Consider the following 4,959-nt stretch of genomic DNA (forward strand, 5'->3'; position numbering starts at 1 on the left):
GGCTGGTGGAGGACGCGCTGCGCGCCAACGACGCCCGGCTGGTCGCCGCGGCCCTCGGCCCGTACGGCTCGGCGTGGCTGGACGACCACTCCTTCCGCCAGGGCGTGCTCAAGTGCGTCTTCATGGGCGTCCCGCTGGCCTCGGTCGCGGGCCTGGAGCGCCGGTTCGACGCCGAGCTCGCCCGGATGTTGTCGGACTACGCGGCGGAGCTGCGGGCGGCCGGCCGGCCCGTCCCGCGTGACGTCATGGAGAGGATCTGAATGCGCATCTTCGACCCGCACATCCACATGACCTCCCGGACCACCGACGACTACGAGCGCATGCACGCCGCGGGAGTGCGGGCCGTGGTGGAGCCGGCGTTCTGGCTGGGCCAGCCGCGCACCAGCGTGGGCAGCTTCCTCGACTACTTCGACGCGCTGCTCGGCTGGGAGCCGTACCGCGCCGCGCAGTACGGCATCCGCCACCACTGCGCGCTCGCGCTCAACCCGAAGGAGGCGAACGACCGGCGCTGCGCGGGCGTGCTGGAGGAGTTACCGCGCTACCTGCTGAAGGACTCCGTGGTCGCGGTGGGCGAGGTCGGCTACGACTCGATGACGGCCGAGGAGGAGCACGCCTTCGAGGCGCAGCTCACCCTGGCACGGGAGAACGACCTGCCCGTCCTCGTGCACACGCCGCACCGGGACAAGGCCGCCGGCACCCGCCGCACGCTCGACGTGGTGCGGGCCTCGGGAACGCCTCCCGAGCGGGTGCTCGTCGACCACCTCAACGAGGTGACCGTCGGCCTGGTCGCGGACTCCGGCTGCTGGATGGGGTTCTCCATCTATCCGGACACCAAGATGGACCCGGAGCGGATGGTGGCCGTCCTCAAGCAGTACGGCACCGCCAGGATGCTGGTCAACTCGGCCGCCGACTGGGGGCGCAGCGATCCGCTGAAGACGCGCGCGGTCGCCGACGCCATGCTGGCGGCCGGCTTCGGCGCGGACGACGTGGAGCAGGTGCTCTGGCGCAACCCGGTGGCCTTCTACGGGCAGAGCGGGCGGCTCAGCCTGGAGGCGGACGCCGAGGCGGGCCCCGACTACGCCGGCAACACGATCAAGCGGGGCTGACCATGCGGCTGCGGCATCCGGACGGCTCGGTCGTCCACCTGTCCTACTGCACGAACGTGCACCCCGCGGAGGATCTGCCCGGCATCCGCCGCCAGCTGTCCGGCGTCGCCGCGCGGGTCAGGGCGCTGCTCGGCGCCGACCGGCTCGGCGTCGGCCTCTGGCTGCCCCAGCCGGCCGCGGCCGGGCTGCTCGCCCGGCCCTCCGACCTGGCCGCGCTGCGCGAGCACCTGACCGTGCTGGGGCTGGAGGTCGTGACCCTGAACGGGTTCCCGTACCGCGGCTTCCACGACGAGGTCGTGAAGTACCACGTGTACCAGCCGGACTGGGCCGACGCGGAGCGGCTGCGGTACACGCTCGGGCTGGCCGAGATCCTGGCCGCGCTGCTGCCGGACGACGTCACCGAGGGCACGATCTCGACGCTCCCCCTCGCCTGGCGTACCGGATGGACCGCGGACAAGGCGGCGGCGGTCATGGCGAACCTGGACGCGGTCGCCGCGGGGCTGCGGGCGCTGAGCCGCAGGACCGGCAAGGTGATCCGGCTGGGGTTCGAGCCGGAGCCCGGCTGCCTCATCGAGACGACGCCCCAGGCGGGCGCCCTGCTCGGCGACGTCGACCACGACTACCTGGGTCTGTGCCTGGACGCCTGCCACATGGCCGTCGGGTTCGAGGAGCCCGGCGCGGGCGCCGGTACGGGGCTGCCGATCGTCAAGCTGCAGGCGTCGTGCGCCCTGGAGGCCCCGCCGGGGGCGCAGCGGGCGCTCGCGGCGTTCGACGAGCCCAAATTCCTGCACCAGACGCGCTCCGCCGGCGGGTTCACCGACGACCTCGGCGAGGCGCTGGCCGGCGGCCTGCCCGCGGACGAGAGCTGGCGGGTGCACTTCCACGTCCCGCTGCACGCCGACCCGCCCGCCCCGCTCACGACCAGCGCGCCGTACCTCGGCGGCCTGCTGCGCACGCTGCTCGGCGGCCCCGCCCCGCTGACGCGGCACGTCGAGGTGGAGACCTACACCTGGGCCGTGCTGCCGGACGCGCCGCCGGACCTCGCCGCCGGCATCGCGGCCGAGCTCGACTGGATGCGGGGCCGGCTGGCCTCGCTGGGACTGAAGGAGCATTGATGGCACCGCTCGTCGTGATCAACGTGGTGGGGCTGACTCCGCGCCTGCTGGCGCACATGCCGAACGTGGCCAAGGTGGGCGCGGCGGCCACGCTGCGGCCCGTGCTCCCGGCCGTCACCTGCTCGATGCAGGCCACCCTGCTGACCGGCGCGATGCCGCGCGAGCACGGCATCGTCGGCAACGGCTGGTACTTCCGCGACCTCGGCGAGGTCTTCCTGTGGCGGCAGCACAACGCGCTCATCCAGGGCGACCAGCTGTGGACCGCGGTGCCGGGCCTGCGCACCGCCAACGTCTGCTGGTGGTACGCGATGGGCGCGGCCACCGACCTGCTCGTCACCCCGCGCCCGATCTACCACGCCGACGGCCGCAAGTCGCCCGACTGCTACACCAGGCCGCCCTCGCTCCACGACGACCTCGAATCCGCGTTGGGCACGTTCCCGCTGTTCAACTACTGGGGCCCGACCGCGGGGATCGCCTCGTCCGAATGGATCATCGGCGCGGCCCGCCGCATCCTGGAGCGTGAGCGGCCCGACCTGATGCTGGTCTACGTCCCGCACCTCGACTACGACCTGCAGCGGTACGGCCCGAACGGCTCCGAGGCGGTCGCCGCCGCCCGCGCCGTGGACGCCGCGCTGGCCCCGCTGCTCGCCGAGGACGCCGAGGTGGTCGTGCTGTCGGAGTACGGCATCACGCCGGCGTCCCGCCCGGTCGACGTCAACCGGGCGTTGCGCCGCGCGGGCCTGCTGGAGGTCTACACGCAGGACGGGATGGAGTACCTCGACCCGTGGGCGTCCCGGGCGTTCGCCGTCTCCGACCACCAGGTGGCCCACGTGTACGTACGCGACCCGGCCGACCTGCCCCGCGCCCGCGCGGTCGTCGCCGAGCTGCCCGGCGTGGACGAGGTGCTGGACCAGGCGGGCAAGGCGAAGTACGGGCTCGACCACGAGCGCTCCGGCGAGCTCGTCGCGGTCGCGGAGCCCGACGCCTGGTTCACCTACTACTACTGGCTTTCGGACGACCGTGCCCCGGACTTCGCCAGGCTCGTGGAGATCCACCGCAAGCCCGGCTACGACCCGGCCGAGCTGTTCATGGACCCGCGTGATCCGTTCGTCAAGCTCCGGGCCGCCGCGGCGCTGGCCAGGAAGACCCTGGGATTCCGCTACACGATGTCGGTGGTGCCGCTGGACCCGGCGCCGGTGCGGGGCAGCCACGGCCGGCTGCCCGACGCCGCCGAGGACGGCCCCCTGATCATCGGGCCGTTCGAGGGGGACGCGTACGAGGCCACGGACGTGAAGGAGCTGCTGGCCGGGCTGGCGCGCCGGCGCGCGACGTAGGCTGGGGCGCGGCGGAAGGGGGCCGGCGTGCCGGTGTGGCGGTTGCGAGGGATCATCCTGCCGGCCGGCGAGCCGGGCGAGGTCTACGTGGACGGCGACCGGATCACGTTCACGCCGGTCGCCGGCGCCGAGACCGTCGCCGACGGCGGCTATCTCCTGCCGGGCCTCGTCGACGTCCACTGCCATCCGGGCACGTCGGGGATCGGCGAGCCGCTGGACGAGCGCCTGCTGCGCACCCACGGCGAGCAGCTGCGCGCGGCGGGCGTGTCCGCGGTGCGGGTGCCGGGGTCGGCGGGCCGGCTGCCGTCCTGGTTCGGCGCCGACCCCGATCTTCCACGAGTGCGGGAGGCCGGTCTGGCCGTCGCCGCGGAGGGCGGCTTCTTCCCCGGCTGGGGCCGCCAGCTCCCGCCGGAACGCATCCCCGCCGCCGCGGCCGAGGAGTCACGAGCCTCGGGCGGCTGGTGCAAGCTCATCGTCGACTGGCTGACCGACGACGGCGGGTACGCCCCCACCATGTCCCCCGAGGTCGTGGCCGCGGCCACGCGGGCGGTCCGGCGGGCCGGCGGCCGGGTGGCGGCGCACACCCAGCACGCCGCCGGCGGCGCCGCCGCGGTGCTGGCCGGCGTCGACTCCGTCGAGCACGGCATGCACCTGCCGGAGGACCTTCTGGACACCATGGCCGCCCAGGGCACGGCGCTGGTCCCCACCGCGACGGCCTTCGCCCACCTCGCGCCGCTGATGGCCGACCCGCAGGTGCCGGCGGGCACGCGCACGTGGTTCGGGGAGGGGTGGCGGCGGCATCCCGGCCTGGCCCGCGCCGCGTACGAGGCCGGGGTGACCGTCCTGGCGGGCACCGACCTGCCGCCGGGTCACCTCACCGAGGAGATCCGGTGGCTGGCGGAGGCCGGCCTGCCCGGTGACGTCGCCGTCGGCGCGGCGTCGTGGACGGCGCGCGCGTGGCTCGGCCTGCCGGGCATCGAGGAAGGCGCGCCCGCCGACCTGCTCGCCTTCGACACCGACCCCCGCCGCCGGCTCGACGTCCTGGACCGGCCGAGCCGCGTCATCGTGCGCGGCCGCCTGGTCCGCTGACCGAACCGGTACGGACACCCCTGCCCGTTCCCGCCGCGTTCAACGGTCTCCTTCCGTGGGCCGCGACGCCGGGATGGCCTGCCGGACGCCGTGGTAGTGCGGCAGGTCGAGCGGCGGCACCGGGAAGCCGCCGGCCGCCGGCTCGCTGGACAGTTCCTCGAACTCGGCCTCGACCTGTGCCTTGCGCTCCTCCTTGCGCCGCTGGTCGACGGTGTCGATCCGCAGCCAGACGGCGAGCACGCCGATCACCAGCGCTCCGGCGATGCCGAGCCCGATCATCCGGTCGCCCTCGTTGACGACCAGGTTGCGCACGGC

Annotated in this window: 5 protein-coding genes and 1 pseudogene; 5 read left to right on the forward strand and 1 reads right to left on the reverse strand. The window is 74.4% G+C overall.

Going from position 1 to position 4,959, the window contains the following annotated elements; genetic code table 11:
• From C1J01_RS46205 to C1J01_RS46225, 5 genes are all read left to right on the forward strand, one after another.
• Positions 1–260: EboA domain-containing protein (locus C1J01_RS46205; RefSeq protein ID WP_181449339.1), on the forward strand; the 260-nt coding region annotated here is incomplete at its 5' end.
• Positions 261–1,106: a TatD family hydrolase gene (locus tag C1J01_RS46210; protein WP_111185340.1), complete on the forward strand. Its 846-nt coding sequence runs from the start codon at positions 261–263 to the stop codon at positions 1,104–1,106.
• 2 nt (positions 1,107–1,108) lie between these two features.
• Positions 1,109–2,221 (forward strand): metabolite traffic protein EboE, encoded by a 1,113-nt coding sequence (eboE, locus tag C1J01_RS46215; protein WP_111185341.1) that lies wholly within the window; start codon positions 1,109–1,111, stop codon positions 2,219–2,221.
• On the forward strand, positions 2,221–3,555 hold the full coding sequence (locus C1J01_RS46220; protein ID WP_111185342.1) for an alkaline phosphatase family protein: 1,335 nt from the start codon (positions 2,221–2,223) through the stop codon (positions 3,553–3,555). The genes eboE and C1J01_RS46220 overlap by 1 nt, the downstream gene beginning before the upstream one ends.
• 27 nt (positions 3,556–3,582) lie before the next feature.
• On the forward strand, positions 3,583–4,644 hold the full coding sequence (locus tag C1J01_RS46225) for an amidohydrolase family protein (RefSeq protein ID WP_111185343.1): 1,062 nt from the start codon (positions 3,583–3,585) through the stop codon (positions 4,642–4,644).
• Between the two features lie 39 nt (positions 4,645–4,683).
• Here the strand turns inward: C1J01_RS46225 and C1J01_RS50730 are convergent.
• Positions 4,684–4,959, reverse strand: a pseudogene (locus tag C1J01_RS50730) (NADH-quinone oxidoreductase subunit NuoH); the annotation flags it as partial.

It is taken from the genome of Nonomuraea aridisoli (assembly GCF_003236395.1).
Lineage (GTDB): Bacteria > Actinomycetota > Actinomycetes > Streptosporangiales > Streptosporangiaceae > Nonomuraea > Nonomuraea aridisoli.